At 68.4% G+C, this 1595-nt stretch carries 1 protein-coding gene; it reads right to left on the bottom strand.

Going from position 1 to position 1595, the window contains the following annotated elements; genetic code table 11:
- A partial coding sequence (locus TBU01S_RS22605) for an electron transfer flavoprotein-ubiquinone oxidoreductase (RefSeq protein WP_245651023.1) occupies positions 1–1595 on the bottom strand: 1595 nt, incomplete at both ends.

Below are 1595 nucleotides of genomic sequence, written 5' to 3'. Positions count from 1 at the left end.
CGACCCAGTCGATGTTCTGGGTCGGGTCCTTGATGTCGCAGGTCTTGCAGTGCACGCAGTTCTGCGCGTTGATCTGCAGCCGCGGGCCGGCCGCTTCCTGCACGATCTCATACACCCCGGCCGGGCAGTAGCGCTGCTCGGGGGCGTCGTAGCGGGCCAGGTTGATCGCGATCGGCACCGTGGCATCCTTCAGCCGCAGGTGGCAGGGCTGCTCTTCCTCGTGGTTGGTGTTGGACAGGAACACCGAGGACAGCCGGTCGAAGGTCAGCACGCCGTCCGGCTTCGGGTAGTCGATCTTCGCGCACTCGGCCGCCGGCTTGAGCTTGTCGTGGTCGGCGCTGTTGTGCAGCGTCCACGGCACCTTGCCCTTGAACAGCACCTGGTCGATGCCGAACAGCAGCGAGCCCAGGACCAGGCCCTTCTTCATGTAGGGCTTGAAGTTGCGCGTCTTGTGCAGCTCGGCGTGCAGCCAGGAGTCCTGGAAGGCTGCCGGGTAGGCGGTCAGCGCGTCGCGCTGGCGTTCCTGTGCCAGGGCGTCGAAGGCCGCGTCGGCCGCGAGCATGCCCGACTTGATCGCCGCGTGGCTGCCCTTGATGCGCGCCGCGTTGAGGAAGCCGGCGTCGTCGCCGATCAGCGCGCCGCCCGGGAAGATCAGCCGCGGCAGGCTCTGCAGGCCGCCGGCGGCGATGGCGCGGGCACCGTACTGCAGCCGCTTGCCGCCTTCGAGATATTTGCGGATCTCGGGGTGGGTCTTGTAGCGCTGCATCTCCTCGAACGGCGACAGGTGCGGGTTGCTGTAGTCCAGGCCGACGACGTAGCCGACCGCGACCAGGTTGTCCTCGAGGTGATAGACGAAGCCGCCGCCATAGGTGGCGCTGTCCATCGGCCAGCCGGCGGTGTGCACGACCAGGCCGGGGCGGTGGTGCTCGGGTTTGACTTCCCACAGCTCCTTGATGCCGATGCCGTAGGTCTGCGGGTCGGCGCCGTCGCGCAGCGCGTACTTCGCTTCGAGCTGCTTGCCCAGGTGGCCGCGACAGCCTTCGGCGAACAGGGTGTATCTGGCGTGCAGTTCCATGCCCGGCTGGTGCTGCGGGCCGGGCGTGCCGTCGCGGTTCAGGCCCATGTCGCCGGTGGCCACGCCTTTGACCGCACCGGCCTCGTCGTACAGGATCTCGGCGCCGGCGAAGCCCGGATAGACTTCCACCCCCAGCGCCTCGGCCTGCTCGCCCAGCCACTTGACCACGTTGCCCAGGCGCACGATGTAGTTGCCGTGATTGACGAAACAGTCCGGCAGCAGCCCGTTGGGCGTCTGCCGGGCGCCGGTCTCGGACAGGAACAGCACCTTGTCCTCGGTGACGGCCGTCCTGAGCGGTGCGCCCCGTTCCTTCCAGTCCGGAATCAGTTCGGTGAGCGCGCGCGGGTCCATCACCGCGCCCGACAGGATGTGGGCGCCGAGCTCGGCCGCCTTCTCGATCAGGCACACCGACAGTTCCCGGCCCCGCTCAGCCGCCAGTTGCTTCAGGCGGATCGCCGCCGACAGCCCGGCAGGCCCCCCGCCCACCACCAGCACGTCGAATTCCATCGAGTCGCGTTCC

This window comes from Thauera butanivorans NBRC 103042 (genome assembly GCF_001591165.1).
GTDB lineage: Bacteria > Pseudomonadota > Gammaproteobacteria > Burkholderiales > Rhodocyclaceae > Thauera > Thauera butanivorans.
This window is presented reverse-complemented; position numbering and strand designations above follow the sequence as displayed.